1 pseudogene is annotated in these 672 nt (G+C 57.1%); it reads right to left on the bottom strand.

Annotated features, from left to right (window positions below):
* Positions 1-672: pseudogene (locus tag ACO0LH_RS28490) on the bottom strand (hypothetical protein); the annotation flags it as partial.

Here is a 672-nt window from a genome sequence, read left to right as displayed (position 1 = left end):
TTTGTGCGGAACCGGATGTATCTGCTGCACCTGTTGTGAAGATGCCGTTGCCCAGGTTGATGGTCAGGTTACCTGTGAAGGCAGACGCGTCCACTGTAGCCAGACGACCGGAGGCTTGCAGGATACCGCCTTGGTAGTTCAGGGATTCGATTGTGCCAACCGCGCCGTTGACGACGTTGGTGGTGGAACCGAGGTTGAGGTTGGTGTTACCAGTGATGATAACTTTACCCGCTGTGCCTGTGTCCATTGGCAGGTTCAGCGCGCCGATGAAGTTGGATGCGCCTGTGCTGTTGACTGTCAGTGTTTCGTAGCCTGTGCCGCCTACGCCATTGGCGGAGGAGCCGGAGGTGTTGCCACCGATGTTGACTGCACCGACTTGGACGTCGGAGAGGTTCAATGCACCTGTGTTGGCACCTGCCAGTACGCCTGTACCGAAGGAGAATTCAACAACGCCTGCCTGGTTGGCATTGGAGCTGGTGATGGACATGGTGTCGAGAACGGACTTGATGTTTTCGATACGGGCATTGTTGGTACCAGCTGCGGAGGCGATACGGGAGATGTTGACGGTTTTGAGGCCAGTGGCATCTTGCAGATCGAGACCGGTGACTGCCAGGTTGGCGCCAGCGGAGGACGAGCCTGTGAAGGCGGCGTTCAGTGTCTGGATGTTGGTCA

Source organism: Undibacterium sp. TJN19 (assembly GCF_049339485.1).
Taxonomy (GTDB): Bacteria; Pseudomonadota; Gammaproteobacteria; order Burkholderiales; family Burkholderiaceae_D; genus Undibacterium.
The sequence above is the reverse complement of the archived record's forward strand: the minus strand, read 5'-3'. Positions and strand labels throughout refer to the sequence as shown.